This is a genomic window from Limihaloglobus sulfuriphilus (assembly GCF_001999965.1).
Lineage (GTDB): Bacteria > Planctomycetota > Phycisphaerae > Sedimentisphaerales > Sedimentisphaeraceae > Limihaloglobus > Limihaloglobus sulfuriphilus.
The window spans coordinates 341,843-355,762 of record NZ_CP019646.1 but is presented as its reverse complement, the minus strand read 5'-3'; the positions used below and the strand labels follow the sequence as shown (position 1 = coordinate 355,762).

General features: G+C 48.2%; 12 protein-coding genes. 9 read left to right on the top strand and 3 right to left on the bottom strand.

The window, feature by feature from the left end:
• Positions 1-304 precede the first annotated feature (304 nt).
• The 6 genes from groL (SMSP2_RS01300) (at position 305) to SMSP2_RS01275 (ending at position 6,354) form a co-directional block, all read left to right on the top strand.
• A complete protein-coding gene (groL, locus tag SMSP2_RS01300) occupies positions 305-2,005 on the top strand; it encodes a chaperonin GroEL (RefSeq protein ID WP_146682228.1) in 1,701 nt (566 codons plus the stop codon).
• 95 nt (positions 2,006-2,100) lie between these two features.
• A complete protein-coding gene (gene groES, locus SMSP2_RS01295) occupies positions 2,101-2,391 on the top strand; it encodes a co-chaperone GroES (RefSeq protein WP_146682227.1) in 291 nt (96 codons plus the stop codon).
• Between the two features lie 36 nt (positions 2,392-2,427).
• Positions 2,428-4,044: a chaperonin GroEL gene (gene groL / locus SMSP2_RS01290; protein WP_146682226.1), complete on the top strand. Its 1,617-nt coding sequence runs from the start codon at positions 2,428-2,430 to the stop codon at positions 4,042-4,044.
• Positions 4,045-4,232: 188 nt separating this feature from the next.
• Complete coding sequence (gene dnaJ / locus SMSP2_RS01285) at positions 4,233-5,366, top strand: molecular chaperone DnaJ (protein ID WP_146682225.1); 1,134 nt, start codon at positions 4,233-4,235, stop codon at positions 5,364-5,366.
• A 5-nt stretch (positions 5,367-5,371) separates the two neighbouring features.
• On the top strand, positions 5,372-6,019 hold the full coding sequence (gene grpE, locus SMSP2_RS01280) for a nucleotide exchange factor GrpE (RefSeq protein ID WP_186804792.1): 648 nt from the start codon (positions 5,372-5,374) through the stop codon (positions 6,017-6,019).
• A gap of 5 nt (positions 6,020-6,024) precedes the next feature.
• Positions 6,025-6,354, top strand: a complete 330-nt coding sequence (locus SMSP2_RS01275) for an FmdB family zinc ribbon protein (RefSeq protein ID WP_146682223.1) — start codon at positions 6,025-6,027, stop codon at positions 6,352-6,354.
• Positions 6,355-6,438: 84 nt separating this feature from the next.
• On the opposite strand, the gene SMSP2_RS01270 is transcribed toward SMSP2_RS01275, so the two are convergent.
• Both SMSP2_RS01270 and SMSP2_RS01265 read right to left on the bottom strand, forming a co-directional pair.
• Positions 6,439-9,315 carry a LamG-like jellyroll fold domain-containing protein gene (locus SMSP2_RS01270; protein WP_146682222.1) on the bottom strand — a complete coding sequence of 959 codons (2,877 nt, stop codon included), beginning with the start codon at positions 9,313-9,315 and terminating at the stop codon, positions 6,439-6,441.
• Positions 9,316-9,516: 201 nt separating this feature from the next.
• Positions 9,517-10,656: a uroporphyrinogen decarboxylase family protein gene (locus SMSP2_RS01265; RefSeq protein WP_146682221.1), complete on the bottom strand. Its 1,140-nt coding sequence runs from the start codon at positions 10,654-10,656 to the stop codon at positions 9,517-9,519.
• A gap of 156 nt (positions 10,657-10,812) precedes the next feature.
• On the opposite strand from SMSP2_RS01265, the gene SMSP2_RS01260 reads away from it, so the two are divergent.
• Entirely contained in the window at positions 10,813-11,118 is a 306-nt protein-coding gene (locus SMSP2_RS01260; RefSeq protein ID WP_146682220.1) for a co-chaperone GroES, read from the top strand.
• Positions 11,119-11,258: 140 nt separating this feature from the next.
• On the opposite strand, the gene SMSP2_RS01255 is transcribed toward SMSP2_RS01260, so the two are convergent.
• Complete coding sequence (locus SMSP2_RS01255; protein ID WP_146682219.1) at positions 11,259-11,717, bottom strand: PTS sugar transporter subunit IIA; 459 nt, start codon at positions 11,715-11,717, stop codon at positions 11,259-11,261.
• 504 nt (positions 11,718-12,221) lie between these two features.
• Here SMSP2_RS01255 and SMSP2_RS01250 point away from each other — a divergent pair.
• A complete protein-coding gene (locus tag SMSP2_RS01250; protein ID WP_146682218.1) occupies positions 12,222-13,100 on the top strand; it encodes a hypothetical protein in 879 nt (292 codons plus the stop codon).
• On the top strand, positions 13,101-13,862 hold the full coding sequence (locus tag SMSP2_RS01245) for a hypothetical protein (RefSeq protein WP_146682217.1): 762 nt from the start codon (positions 13,101-13,103) through the stop codon (positions 13,860-13,862). It begins immediately after the preceding gene.
• Positions 13,863-13,920 lie beyond the last annotated feature (58 nt).

Genomic DNA, 13,920 nt, shown 5'->3' with positions numbered 1-13,920 from the left:
GAATCTAAAAATCCGATTTTTTAGAGTATGCCGGCTTTATCGAAAGGTTAGTGTAGATAAATTTGTAAGACGAATTCATATTACACCGCGAAATCAGTCTGACAAGATGGCATATCCGGGGTTGCTTTGGCAGTAAAGCAGGCTTTCGAGACCAAGCTACTGGGCAGCCTTAAATTAGATAAGTTATTCCTGTACAATACTTTAGATGTTTTCGTGTTTTGAATGGCGTTATGTGGCATTGAATTTGCATACTGACAGGGGTAGTAACTAATTTTGTTTCAAGAAAAACAGGAGAAACATAACAATGTCAGAAAAAAAGTTAGAATTTGACTCAGAAGCAAGAGCCGCTTTGCTGGCGGGCGTCGAGAAGCTCGCCTCGGCGGTGAAATCGACGCTGGGCCCACGCGGCAGATGCGCGATAATCGATAAAGGTTGGGGCGGACCAACCGTAACCAAGGACGGCGTAACAGTTGCCGAGGAAGTCGATCTTCTCGACAAGACCGAGAATATGGCGGCAAAACTCGTCAAAGAAGCCGCGAGCAAGACATCAAAATCAGCCGGCGACGGCACAACCACAGCTACCGTGCTGACAGAAGCCATCTTCAGAGAAGGCTACAAAAATCTCGCGGCCGGCGCTGACCCGATGTCAATGAATCGCGGCATAAAGGCGGCTGTTGACGCGTCAGTCAAAGAGCTCAAAAAGCTCGCCAAGCCCATTGATATGGCCAAAAAGAACGACATAATCAGCATCGCCTCAATATCGGCTAATAATGACGCCGAAATCGGAAAACAGATGGCAGAGGCCTTTACACGCGTCGGCAAAGACGGCGTTATCACCGTAGAAGAGGGCAAAGGACTCGATACAACTGTTGATTTCGTAGAAGGTATGCAGTTTGACCGCGGGTATCTCTCTCCTCATTTTGTTACCGACCAGGACAACATGGTTTGTGAGCTTGAGAAGCCGTTCATACTTGTTTATGAAGACAAAATCAGCAACGTTCAGAAGATTGTTCCCCTGCTCGAGGCAGTCGCCAAGACTAACCGTCCGCTGATTATAATCGCAGAAGACGTTGAGGGCGAAGCACTTGCAACACTCGTCGTTAATAAAATACGCGGCGTTGTTAACGTAGCGGCAGTAAAAGCTCCCGGCTACGGCGACAGGCGCAAAGCGATGCTTGAAGATATCGCGATCCTGACCGGCGCTGAGCCGATATTCAAAGATTTGGGAATTGAGCTGGACAAGGTAGAAGTAAGCCAGCTTGGTGTCGCCAAGAAAGTAACCATCGATAATGACAACACAATTATCGTTGAAGGTGCCGGCGAAGAAGCCGCGATCCAGGGACGCATCAAACAGATTCGCCAGGAAATTGAAACCACAACCAGCGACTATGACCGCGAAAAACTCCAGGAACGCATGGCAAAGCTAACCGGCGGCGTAGCACAGATTAACGTTGGTGCAGCCAGTGAAGCCGAGATGAAAGAAAAGAAAGCCCGTATCGAAGATGCGCTGCACGCCACACGTGCTGCTATCGATGAGGGTATCGTTCCCGGCGGCGGCGTAGCACTTGTTCGCTGCGTAAAAGCTGTTGAATCGCTCAAACTCAGCGGCGACGAAAAAACCGGTGCAATGACAGTAGCTAAGGCTCTGACAATGCCGTGTTTCCACATCGCCGACAACGCAGGCGCAGTCGGCAATATCGTTGTTAACAAAGTTGCCTCAGGAACCGGAAACTTTGGATACAACGCTAATACAGATAAATACGAAGACCTTGTAGAGGCAGGTGTAATCGACCCTGTCAAGGTTACCCGTATTGCACTCCAGAATGCCGCATCAGTTGCAGGCCTGCTGCTAACGACAGACTGTGTCGTAACAGAGCTGCCTAAGGATGAGCCTGAAATGCCTGCCGGCGGAATGCCCGGCGGTGGTATGGGCGGCATGGGAGGAATGGGCGGTATGCCCGGCATGGGCGGAATGGGTGGTATGCCCGGCATGGGGATGATGTAATCCGCCCTGACCCGCTTTGTGAATTTGTATTATGAATTTAAATTAAATCTGAAGTTAGAAATTTGGATTTGAGATTTTAAAAAGGAAACAGAAAAATGAAAATTAAACCTTTAAACGATAGAGTTGTAGTAGCTCCCGAAGAAGCACAGGAAAAGACAAGCGGCGGCATTTACCTGCCGGATAAAGCAAAGGAAAAACCGCTTATGGGCAAGGTCGTAGCTGTCGGTACCGGCAAATTGCTGGATAACGGCAAACGCGCCCCTATGAGCGTTTCAAAGGGTGACGTTGTTGCTTTTGGCCAGTACGGCGGAAGCGATGTTAAAATTGACGGTAAAGAATACAAGATTTTGCACGAAAGCGAAATCCTTGGCGTAATCGAGAAGTAATCGCTTTTTAGCGGATAGATACGAAGGATATCAAAAATGGCAAAACAAATGATATTTGAGACGGCGGCGCAGAATCAGCTCAAAGAAGGTTTGAGCAGACTTGCTGAAACCGTCAAGGTAACACTCGGTCCTACGGGCAAAAATGTACTCCTGCACAAGAGCTTCGGCTCGCCCAAGGTAACCAAAGACGGCGTTTCCGTAAGTAAGGAAATCGAGCTTGCTGAGAAGTTCCAGAACATGGGCGCAAAGATGGTCAACCAGGTAGCCAGCAAGACCAGTGATAATGTCGGCGACGGCACAACCACAGCAACAGTTCTGGCTGAAGCTATCTACACCGAAGGCCTTAAATATGTTGCTGCCGGGGCAAACCCTGTCGCGGTACAGAAAGGCATCAACAAGGCCGCCCAGGTAGTTACGGACTTCATTAAAGAAAGCTCAAAAACACTTAAAGGACATGCGGATATAGCCAAAATAGCCGCGATAAGTGCGAACAACAATACCGAAGTCGGAGAGATGATCGCCAATGCTATGGACAAAGTCGGCAAGGAAGGCGTCATAGAGATCGAAGAGGGCAAAGGTATGGAAACCGAGCTCCACGTAGTCGAGGGTATGCAGTTCGACCGCGGATACATCTCGCCTTACTTCATGACCGATCCCAACACGCTCCAGGCTGTCCTTGAGGATGCTTACATTCTCCTTTGCGAGAAGAAAATATCAAATCTTCGCGAGCTTGTTCCGCTTCTGGAAAAAGTCGCGCAGGTTGATGCTCCCCTTTTCATCGTTGCTGAGGATATCGAAGGTGAAGCCCTCACAGCATTGGTTATAAACCGTCTCCAGGGCGTACTGAAGATTTGTGCCGCCAAGGCCCCCGGCTTTGGCGACCGCCGCAAGGCAATGCTCCAGGATATGGCGGTTCTTACCGGCGGTATGGTGATCACAGAAGACCTCGGTATCAAACTTGATGCCATTGAACTTGAACAGCTTGGCAGGGCCAAAAAGATTGCTGTCGGAAAAGACGACACAACAATCATCGAAGGCGGCGGCAAGAAAAAAGACATATCTGCCCGCTGCGACCAGATACGCGGCATGATCGAGAAGACCACCAGCGATTACGACCGTGAGAAGCTCCAGGAACGCCTCGCCAAACTCACCGGCGGCGTAGCGGTGATCAAAGCCGGTGCGGCTACAGAGGCGGAAATGAAGGAACGCAAAGACCTGCTCGATGACGCTCTCTGCGCTACAAAGGCAGCGACAGAAGAAGGCGTTGTCGTTGGCGGCGGCGTTATCTTCCTGCGTGCTATCAGCAAGGTTGCCGACGGGCGTTCAAAAGTCAAAGGCGACGAGAAGCTGGGCTACGACATCGTTGCCAAAGCCCTCAAGGCTCCAACACGCCAGATTGTCAACAACGGCGGTCTGGACGGAGATGTAATCGTTGAACAGGTACTTGAGAAAACCGGTAATACCGGATACAACGCCGCAACAGGCGAATTTACAGACCTGGTCAAGGCAGGCATCATCGACCCTGCAAAGGTATCTCGCTGTGCTCTGCAGAACGCGGCTTCTGTTGCCGGACTTATGCTCACAACAAACGTTCTTATCACGGATTATGATGAGAAAAAAGATGATGAGCTTATAGCCGGTGCGGTTTGCTAAGTAATTTTTAATAAGAACAAATTCGACGGCAGCGGCAAGAATATAAAATTGCTGCTGCTGTCCTTGCGAATTTAGAACAGATAATTCAGTAAACAGAATTCGCCGCTGCGGATGGATTAGACGCCTCTGCGGCTGCGTTTTCTGTTTATTTAATGAATTAAACGCTGTATTCTAAAATAAGGTAATAAATGGCTGCTAAAAAAGACTACTACGAGGTTCTTGGCGTTGGCAGAGATGCCAGTGCGGATCAGATAAAAAAGGCCTACAGAAGAATGGCTCTAAAATATCATCCCGACAAGAACCCCGGCAACAAAGAAGCAGAAGCAAAGTTTAAGGAATGCGCAGAGGCTTACGAGGTTCTCAGCAATGAAGAAAAACGTAAGCTGTACGACCAGTACGGCCATGAAGGCCTTAGCGGTCAGGGGATGCACGACTTCTCGCACATGAATTTTGACGATATCTCCAGCATATTTGGCGATATGTTCGGTGATATCTTCAGCGGTTCCAGAAGGCGCCGCGGCAGCCGCAGAAATGCCCCGCAACGCGGGCTTGACCTTGAATACGCCGTTGTGCTTACTCTTGAGGACGTTGCGCATGGTGTTGAAAAAGATATAACATTTACTCGCCAGGACAGCTGTCCTGAATGCAGCGGCAGCGGCTGCTGCAAGGGAAGCTCACCAGAGACCTGCCCCACCTGCAAAGGCAGCGGCCAGGTTGTACAGTCTAACCTCGGCGGGTTTTTCCAGATGGCCTCGACATGCCCGACATGCCGCGGCGAAGGCACAATCATAAAGAACCCCTGCCCGAAATGTCACGGCAGAGGAACTGTAGCCGTTAAACGCCATCTAAAAGTCAAAATACCCGCCGGCGTGCACGAGGGACAAAGCGTGCGGGTTGCCGGCGAAGGTGAACCCGGTAAAAACGGCGGCCCGAGAGGAGACCTGTATTGCTATGTACAGCTCAAGCAGCATCCGTTCCTGATTCGAGACGGATCAAATCTTATCGCGTCTGTACCTGTGAGTTTCACCCAGGCTGCTCTCGGCGACACGATCGATGTTCCCAGTATTGACAAGAAACGCAAGCTCAAAATCAGGCCCGGCACGCAGTACGGCGATGTATTCCGCATAAAAGACCAGGGTCTGCCGGATATCAGAACAGGCCGCAAAGGTGACCAGCTTGTAAGGATAACGATAGAAATCCCACGCAAGCTCAGCAAAAACCAGCAGGAACTGCTCATGGAATTTGCAAAAACAGAGGACAAAGACCTCTTTCCTGAAAGACAAACCTTTTTTGAAAAGCTGAAAAACTTATTTCCTAAATGAATATTATGAGCAAGAAAAAACATAATAAAGAAGCCAAAACTCACGAAGATGCCAAAACCCGGAGTGAGGTTAAGGATTCAGACAAAAATAAAAAATCTGAATTAAACGAGTTTGAAGAAAAGATTCAGCAGCTTGAGGCTGAGCTCGCTGCCATGAGGGATAAATATCATCGTGTCTGCGCTGAATATGACAACCTCCAGAAACGTGTTCCAAGGCAGATACAGGACGGGATCTCCTATCAGAAGGAATCTATCCTGAAGTCTATGCTCTCGAGCATGGATAACTTTGAACATACCCTCGCATCAGCAAAACAAAATCATGATGCAGACAAAATAATAGAGGGAATTAAGCTGGTATATAAAAACTTTTTAGACACACTCAAGGCCCATGGTGTAGTCCAGATGCAATCTGCCGGCGAAGAGTTTGACCCTGTAAAACATCAGGCTATGATGCAGCAGAGTGACCCCGAAAAACCGGACAATACTGTATTGGTTGAATATCAAAAGGGGTATCTCATAGAAGAAAAAGTACTCCGTCCGGCTATGGTTATAGTAAATAAAATTGAAAATGATTCTAATGATGACGCCGGCGAAACGGCAGAGGATTCATCAGATAAATCAACCCCTGAAAAACCCCAGGACAAGCAGGAGTAACTAAGATGCCGACTTATGATTATATGTGTGAAGGCTGCGGATATGAGTTTGAAAAATTCCAGTCAATGAGCGCTTCGGCTCTGCGAAAATGCCCCGAATGCGGCAAAATGAAACTCAAACGTCTCATCGGAACAGGTGCCGGGATCATTTTCAAAGGCAGCGGTTTCTATGAAACAGACTACCGCAGCGACAGCTATAAACAAGCCGCAAAATCGGAAAATTCAGGTTCAGAGAGCAAATCAGCAGACACAAAAACAGCTGCGAAAAAAGAACCCGCTCCAAAACCTGAAAAAACCGCAACTTCAACCACCGCTGCGAAAAAAGACGCCGGCTGATAATATACCAATCCGGCAAAATTGATACCGGCAAGCAGACGGTTTTCTGTCTGTATGCTGTTAGTTAAAAATTAAAGCCGGAAATCAGTCTGTATTCAGCCAGTTTTCAGCTATAATATTGAAGTCTTCAATATTAACCTCTCTGTCTTCGTTCAAATCGCCCTGAAGCAGTGAGCCGGTTTGTTTCCAGCTCCCGCTTAGCCTGGCTGCATCCAGAATGTTAACTGCACAGTCATTGTTCACGTCGCCGGCAAGCCATTCGCCGCATTTAGGCATTACCCCCTTCGCGGCAAGCTCATGTATCTCCGCCTGACCAAGCGGACGTGAATAAATCGCTATCTCATCGAGCACACCGGCAAACTGGGCAGTAACGGCTTCTGCGCCGCCAATCTTCAGCATGGCCGAAGAGTTGTCAACAGTATTGCTTATATTGGACACTTCATTCTTGAGCTCACCGTTTATATAGATTGCCGCGACTCCGGAGTTGAATGTACACGCAACGTGTGTCCACTGCCCGGGCTGCCAGGCGTTATCCGCGGATACAGGAGCGTATTGGGAAGGCCCACCAACATAAAATTCCGCCGAGCTGTCCGAGCTTAGATAAACACCCCAGCCTCTTGTGCTTGAAGCAGTTGATGCTTTGCTTATCACAGAATGATCGCCGCTGTCTGCCGGTTTGACCCAGAACATCACTGTCAACAGTTTATCTGAACCGGCAGACGTGTTTACTTCCAGCGGGACGTCCTCTCTGCCAAGCATAAGCGCTGTATCGCCCAAACGCGCGCCGCCGGCTGCCGCGTATTCAACACCGCCCTGAGCCGAAGCGTCATTGCCATTGCCGAATGCATCTGCAAGGCTGCCCTCAAAGGGCCAGTAGGCGGTCTGTGTATTCAGATAGAGCTGCTCGATCATCTCCTCGGCGTTGATTACTTTAACGTTTGAATCGAGCAGACTGATTGTTTCAGCGATATCATCGAGACCATAGCTCCAGGCGTGCACCATAACAAAGCTGTAGGAATCTGGATTTGAGGGATCCGTGGGAAGAGCGTTTATGCTTGCCGCAAGCTGAGCGGGTGTGCGGCTGATTCCTTCATACTGCCCCCCGTCCCAGAGCGTATAACGTGTGGTGATCAGCGGTTTTCCGTCAAACCAGAGTATCTTGCCGCCGTAGCGGGCGTAATCGCCGTTTACATCGAAATAATACATACCGCGTGCCTGTTCGATAGCCGCGTAGCTCTCGCCTACGTAACGGTACCCCGAATAGGTAAGGTCGCCGGGCCAGACTTTATCGCTGATGGCAATGGCTTTCAGGTCGGCCTTTTTCATAAGGTGCTCTACCTTTGTGGTATGCTTGCCAAGGTCGTCGAATTTGGACGGATAGAAATACCCCATACCTGATGCCGGCGCGATAAAACAGTCCTTTTCGGTGGCATTGCGGTACCAGTAGTCGGTAACACTGGGTGCCAGCTCGATAAGAGAAGCCGGCATCCCCCAGCACATTTCGAAACTGCCGCGGTTGGGATTTGCATAATATTTACTGTTAGTGCCGAAATTATTCGGGCTCAAAAGTGTGAGTATATTGTCCATATCACTGAGATTGAACACGAGATAATGAACGCCGGTTTCCTTTTGCGGAGGCTGCTGATTATCACGAAAACTCTGGGTAAACTGCCACGGCTGCGGCCGCGAAGCCATGCCCGCGTAGGTCGAGAGGTTCAGCAGCCAGTCGCAAGGCACCTGATACATATTATGCGAGCTGTGAAGCTCAACCGAGCCGAGCTCTCCGGACGCGGCACCATCATCCCAGCCGTAAACAGGGCTGGAATCATGAACTGCGTCGTAAACCTCGGCGGAGTAAGTATCGCTGGAATTCCACCAGTCAAGCGCCTTTATCGCCGCGGGCCAGTCGCGAAGACCGTATGCGCTGCCGTGGTAATCAGGATCATTGGTGTGCACAATCAAAGCGTCGCGATTGAGCTGGTGCCAGTAATTATCGAACACCCACTTGTCATTTTTGCCCCTTACATCAGCTATTTTACTAAGTCCGTAGTTTGTCTGCATCGATGATTCAAGAGAGACATCCACCGCTACCGCGTTGAGCAGCCCGCAGAGCGAAGTGGCGGCGCTGAGTGAAGGTTTATCATTGAAATCAAAAAGAACATATCCTTCGAGCCAGCTCTTGTAGCGGTTCATGAACCAGAAAAACGAGTCAATCCTCGTGTATGGTATCCCGTGGTTATAGCGCAAATCATCGATATAAGTCGAATCGCCCTGGTCAATAAATATCAGCGGCTTATCCTGTGCAAGGATTCCCTGAAGTGTCTGCATTACAACAAATTGCGCATTAGTGAGTGTATTTCGCCGGATTACGTAAAGATTTTCCGGCATCCCGATACCGTGGTTAAGCGGGTGAATCTCCCGATAGAGCCTGACATTGTCAAAGCGGAACTCCCCAGAGGCATCACCCTCGGGACCCATCAGGAAAGTTACATCAATCTCGAAAGCATCCTGCTCAACTGTAACCTGATAAGAATAATGATGCCACTGCCCGCCGGTTGTTTCTACAGGGATATTCGTCTGCCCGATAAACGTACCGGTATAGTCATAGCTGCGGACTTTTGCGTTAGAATTTGTGCCTGGTTCGGCACCTGGCATTGTGCGGCAGTCAAACTCAAAGATAAACTCATCCATACCGCTTGCCGGCATACGCGCCGTGCGGATATCAGAGTGGGCACCGGCAGATGGATTAAGCGAAAAACAACTGCCCGAGCCCGAAGGTCCGCCAAAAACAATCTCTGCATTAGCCGCATGAAACCAGCTGTCCCATCCATTTTCCGCAGAGCCGTTTACAACATGGCTGCTCGCCGAGTTATAAAGCTCAGCGGCCGGTAAAACGGTTGCCATAAAGGGGATAAACGCAAAAAATATTTTCCGGTAAAGCGGCCTCAAGTCTTTGAGCATGTTCAGCTTCCTTTTATTTTGATTTATTTGTCAATGAAAAAAGTTGTCATTTCGCAAGATAAGTATATGGAAATCACTGTCAAAGTCAAAGCATTTATACAGATAGCGAACATAAACGCAAGTATCAATCTTAAATGCTTTTCTAATAAGACTTAAAAAGGAAATATGTCTGCAAGTACGAAACTCTTTGCCGCAAAGAAATCAATAAACACATTTTTTGGCTTCGTCGGCGAAAGCCTCAAGATTTGCCAGGTCAGCCTCAAAGAAATGGTCTGACGGGCAGATTATGTAAGCTCCATTGTATCCGGCGGCTTCAAAGCACCTGCGAACCTCCGCACGGGTTTCTTCGGGGCTGCAACCGGTAAAGTAGTGGAACTGGTCAAATCCGCCTATCATGCACATTTTACTGCCGAGGCGCCGCCGCGCTTCTTCAAGGTCTGTGTCGCCTCCCATTGCCGGCGGTGTAAAAGTCTCCATCGCGTCAACCTTCATCGCGGCGATACTCTCCAGTATCGGCATCATACCGCCGCAGGTGTGGTAAACTATTCGTTGGCCGGCTTCGTGTGCCAGCTCTACCAGCCTGCTGTCGTAGGGAGCAACAAATTTCTCAAATATATCAGGCGATATAACCGTAGTCGAGGCATCACCGCCGCCCAGCTCGAGTATATCATATCTTGCACCTGACATTGATTTTATATACGCGGCCTTACGGTTGTTTAGTATCTCGAGAAAACTGTGTACCCATTCGGGATCATCAAAGGTTGCCATCATCAGCTTTTCAATACCGTAGAGGCACGACGCGTCCTGCCAGGTGCCCGGCTGGCCGAAGATGTCAAAGCAGACTATGTGGCTTCGCAGAAGCCCCTTTTCGCCATATTCGTTTGCCTCTTTATTAACCACCGCGACATCACAGAGCGGACTCGGACAGAACTCACCGATAAGGTCGATATCCTTTTTCTCCTTAATCAGGTGTTCAGTCACCCAGCTTGTATGCTCATTTGACTGCATAACGGTAGTGAGCGTACCCTTTGGCGTGATGATATTGTAGCGTTTTGTGGGGTATTCCTGGCCGGAGACATCCTCGGTCTCGATCCGCCAGTTATCAGAGACGATCATATCCATGTCGTTTTTGTATGTTCCCGCCGTTTCGTCGCCCTTAACTGGCAGAATCCAGTTTATTGGATCAAGTCCAAACCGGTCAAAAAATTCCGGCACACTCGCCCCGTCAAGCTGATGATTCAAAAAAGACTGCATTACATGGTGAGTTGTAACAGGTAGCCTGTCGGCCTTTTCTCCGTTTATAGCCGCCAGAAAACGTTCTTTTGGGGTCATTTTTGCCATTTTTTTCCTCGTTTTTAAATAAGGTTTTCTTTCTTATAACAAACTTAAAAACAATATCAATAAATTTTTGCCGGCATAGAGCTATTGCCTATTTATTCTGGATTTGTTATAATGTGGGCGTTGTTTTAAATCAGTAACACGAGGAATACAATAAATATGCCTGACACAGATAAATTCGAGACAGTAGAGCCCATCGGGAAGCGGGTTCTGATACGCAAAGATGAGGATAAAAAGCAAACAAAAGGCGGTATCCAGTTGCCTGATAATATTGAAATACCTACGATCACCGGCAGGGTTATAACTGTCTCGGCAGAAGTTGAGAAGACCCCGGAGATACCACTTGTGCAGTATGACAAGGTGCTTTTCAACCCTAAGGGCGCTATTCCCGTAGATTTTGAGGGCGACAACAGACTCTTCGTAGTTGATGTTGAAAATGTAGTAGCGGTATTCCGCAAGTCTTAACCACCGGATAGAATTAACGGCCCCGGTGGTTTGGGTTGTTCCAGATTTAAAGGATTTGTTTACAAAAAACTCTTAATGCTCGAACATTAGATACGTATATGATACGCATTTTGATTTCTGCGTAAATTTACACGAAATCCCTATTCTGAATCGCGGCTGGTTATAAGCTCGTACACTTCTTTTGGGTCTTTTGCGGCAATAATCGCTTTTCTCAGCTCGTCATCGAGCATCACCCTGCTGATTCGTGCCAGAGCCTGAATATGCGGGCCGGTCTTATCAACCGGTGAAGCCAAAAGCAAAACGATATTTACCGGTTTGTTGTCAATACTGTCAAAATCAATACCTGCCGGACAGATTCCAACCGACATAACCAGCTCACTTGTGCCGCTGCTCTTGCCGTGGGGTATGGCGATGCCGCTGCCGATGCCGGTGCTGCGGGTTTCTTCCCGCGTCATCACCGAATCAAGCACCTTCTCGCGATCACTAATCTGGCCGCTGCCTGCAAGTACGTCCACGAGTTCTTCTATTATACTGTCTTTATCACTGCCTTTGAGTGGTGTGATTACACTTTCTGGTTTAAGTATCTGCGATAACTGCATAATTTATCCGTATTTAAAAAATATACTGAAATTTAAAATATAAATAACACAGTATATTACGATAAAACCACAAAAACACAAGCCCCAACAGAGTTTTTTTGTGGGTTTATCGCATTTATTTGCTACTGAGAGTCTTTAGCGGCGGCTATATTGTATAGACTGCAGACGGTTTAGAACACGAATTCCAACATAAACGCATATCATACAAGCCGGGCATCATATACCAGAGAACCATTTATGCTCTGGTTCAATTTCAGCGGCATGGTGTAGAATTAGCTGCGGCTGATAAGAAAATCTGCCCTACATGCCTTCAATCCGAAAAATTCAGCTCTAAATCCAACATAAATATCTATTAAAACAGCTTTTACACACTATCAGCCAGAGAGGAGACACACTTTCCACTCCTAATAAAGATAAAATGATTTGAATTACAGTGAACAAAAGGGTAATATGTTTCGTTTGAACAGAATAATACTACCTATAAATAAGGATATATATACAGCTATGAATAAATTGATGGAGAGAATCAAAGCGATACTCGTTGAGCTTCGCCACCATAGCCCGTTTACACTATTCGGAGCGTTTTTAGGGCTTGTTTTTATGTTGCTTTTTAAAGACCTCTCAACGGCGGCTCTGCATAGCCTTTTTATGGTTTTCCACCCCGGCCACGTTTTGTTGTCGGCGTTTGTAACCACCTCTCTCTACAAGATTAACAATCCTAAAACGGGTATAATAAAACTCTGTATCATCGGCTACGTAGGCTCTATAGGCATAGCAACTCTCAGCGACTGCGTACTGCCTTATTTTGGAGAACGGATAATGGGAATCTCGGTTCCGGTTCACGCTGCCCTTCATTCAGAACATTCCGACGATACGGATATTGCCAATGCAGACGAAACAATGCACGAGCACGGCGAAGAAATGACTCAGGATCATGCCGGGGAAGACACCGCTGAGCACGTTCACACTGACGAATGCGAACACCAGCACAACCATCACCATGACGGTTTTATTTATGAGAAATTAGGTCTGCCGGCGGATCTGCATCTGGCATTTATAGACGACTGGGAGATTGTCACACCGGCCGCCCTGCTGGGAATCTTCATGGCTATGTTCTTTCCCGCGACGAAGTTCCCGCACGCAATACACGTGCTTATCAGCACATGGGCCTCTTCATGTCATATAATGCTCAACCTCACGCAGGATCTGACTATTTACACAATGGCAGGGATTCTGGTAGTTCTCTTTATAGCTGTATGGGTGCCGTGCTGCTTGAGTGACATAGTATTTCCCGTTGCTTTCAGCCACGGCGGGTGCTCATACTGCCGCGAAAAACACAAGAAAAACGGCGGTACTGATAAAGCAGCGGAGGAAAGCTCATAAATGGCTTTTCTGCCGCCGCAAAATCCAAACAAACTCTCGCCATCGCAGGTATTATCTGAAGCTCTTGCTATGTTCAGGGAAAATGTTGGTACATTTATATCAGCAGGAGTTGTATCCTCGGCGATAATGGCGGCGGTGCAGCTGCCCGGCCTTTTGCTCGAAGGCATGGCCGAAGAAAGGGTTAAACTTTTTTCCGGGCTGCTTTTCATAGTATCGATGCTGATATCCCTTGCTGTACATGCCGGCCTGATTACAATCTCTCTGGAATTATTCCAGGGGCTAAAGCCAAAAGTAACACGGATTTTTGAAACGCAAAGCTGTTACCTGTCTGTACTTGCCGCATCACTTATTTTCATGGGTTTGATAATCCCATACGCGCTGCTGGCGGCGATTGCGGCTGGGCTGGGGCCTTTTGGAGTGCTGCTGATGCTGATTCTCATACCGGCAATGGCAATAACACTCGTTCGTTATAGATTCGCCATATTTCTGGTGATAGACCTTCTGTTTAAGCCGCTTACCGCGATACAGGCCTCGCCTCGTCTCTCCGGCGACTGCATCTTTCAGGTTATCGCCGTTGAGCTGCTGTGCCTTTTGGTTCAGGCCCCGTATATAATGACAGCGATGAGCGGACAAATGGTTATCTCACATGTACTTCTGATCTTTACGCTGCCGCTGACTATATGCATCCAGACACGAATGTATATACGCCTGCGAGACGAGAGCAGTCTCGCCGACTTCGGTGTACCGGACAATCAGCAGTAAAAGCACAAGTTCAACCTGCTCGCTTTCGCCGCGGCATTATATTGCTTTACAATACACG

Excerpts from the sequence above, each read along its gene's own strand:
- grpE (WP_186804792.1), top strand. The coding sequence starts at position 5,372 with ATGAGCAAGAAAAAACATAATAAAGAAGCCAAAACTCACGAAGATGCC.
- SMSP2_RS01255 (WP_146682219.1), bottom strand. The coding sequence starts at position 11,717 with ATGCAGTTATCGCAGATACTTAAACCAGAAAGTGTAATCACACCACTC.
- groL (WP_146682226.1), top strand. The coding sequence starts at position 2,428 with ATGGCAAAACAAATGATATTTGAGACGGCGGCGCAGAATCAGCTCAAA.
- SMSP2_RS01275 (WP_146682223.1), top strand. The coding sequence starts at position 6,025 with ATGCCGACTTATGATTATATGTGTGAAGGCTGCGGATATGAGTTTGAA.
- SMSP2_RS01245 (WP_146682217.1), top strand. The coding sequence starts at position 13,101 with ATGGCTTTTCTGCCGCCGCAAAATCCAAACAAACTCTCGCCATCGCAG.
- groL (WP_146682228.1), top strand. The coding sequence starts at position 305 with ATGTCAGAAAAAAAGTTAGAATTTGACTCAGAAGCAAGAGCCGCTTTG.
- SMSP2_RS01250 (WP_146682218.1), top strand. The coding sequence starts at position 12,222 with ATGAATAAATTGATGGAGAGAATCAAAGCGATACTCGTTGAGCTTCGC.
- groES (WP_146682227.1), top strand. The coding sequence starts at position 2,101 with ATGAAAATTAAACCTTTAAACGATAGAGTTGTAGTAGCTCCCGAAGAA.
- SMSP2_RS01260 (WP_146682220.1), top strand. The coding sequence starts at position 10,813 with ATGCCTGACACAGATAAATTCGAGACAGTAGAGCCCATCGGGAAGCGG.
- SMSP2_RS01270 (WP_146682222.1), bottom strand. The coding sequence starts at position 9,315 with ATGCTCAAAGACTTGAGGCCGCTTTACCGGAAAATATTTTTTGCGTTT.
- SMSP2_RS01265 (WP_146682221.1), bottom strand. The coding sequence starts at position 10,656 with ATGGCAAAAATGACCCCAAAAGAACGTTTTCTGGCGGCTATAAACGGA.
- dnaJ (WP_146682225.1), top strand. The coding sequence starts at position 4,233 with ATGGCTGCTAAAAAAGACTACTACGAGGTTCTTGGCGTTGGCAGAGAT.